Here is a 958-nt window from a genome sequence, read left to right as displayed (position 1 = left end):
TTTCTAATGCAGTGGAATGCATCCATCCAAATGACCCCACGGTTTGCGGCGTTTCCCATGTACTTTGGACAGGGAAACCAACGCAAGACGGCGCAACGGCTCGCAATGCCGTTTTTTATGGCGATAAAGCACTCGACCGATCGCCATGTGGAACCGGCACGAGCGCACGCATGGCGCAATGGCACGCGAAAGGAAAACTCAAATCAGGCGAAGATTTCGTGCATGAAAGCATCATCGGCAGCCTATTTAACGGCCGTATTGAGGGCATCACCGAAGTAAACGGGCAAACGGCGATTTTGCCGAGCATTGAAGGTTGGGCACAAGTGTATGGCCACAACACCATTTGGGTCGATGACGAAGACCCGTACGCGTACGGATTTGAAGTGAAATAAGGACAGTAAGGAAGAACAATGAATTCGCAAAACTCACAGGTGTTTTACGCCACCAACGCCTTTACCGGTGAACGATTAACGACGCCGTTTCCCGTTCATGGCGAGATGGAAGTTAACCAAGCTGCAGAAGCAGCAGACAAAGTTGCACGCAGTTTTCGCCGACTCAGCAACGAAAAGCGCGCCAACCTACTCTGCTCTATTGCGTCTGAGTTGGAAGCAAGACGTGAAGATATTGTCGCGTGTTCGCATTTAGAAACAGCGCTTCCACAGGCACGTTTAGAGGGAGAAGTCGGCAGAACGGCTAACCAGCTACGATTGTTCGCAGAGGTTGTAAAATCTGGCAGTTATCATCAAGCCATCTTCGATACGCCAAATCCTGAACGCCAACCTCTACCAAAGCCTGACATTCGTCGCCAACAAATTGCCATTGGCCCTGTCGCCGTCTTTGGTGCTTCGAACTTTCCGCTGGCATTCTCAGCCGCGGGTGGCGATACCGCATCTGCACTAGCGGCTGGCTGTCCGGTTATTGTTAAAGGTCATACCGCGCATCCGGGAACGAGCCAAAT

2 protein-coding genes are annotated in these 958 nt (G+C 51.7%); both read left to right on the top strand.

The window, feature by feature from the left end; all coding sequences use genetic code 11:
* On the top strand, positions 1-392 hold a 392-nt coding region (locus R7040_RS25070; protein ID WP_318097368.1), incomplete at its 5' end, for a proline racemase family protein.
* Positions 393-410: 18 nt separating this feature from the next.
* Positions 411-958, top strand: a 548-nt coding sequence (locus R7040_RS25065; protein ID WP_318097367.1) for an aldehyde dehydrogenase family protein, incomplete at its 3' end; no start/stop codon positions are given.

The organism is Vibrio sp. 1069 (genome assembly GCF_033340555.1).
The sequence above is the reverse complement of the archived record's forward strand: the minus strand, read 5'-3'. Positions and strand labels throughout refer to the sequence as shown.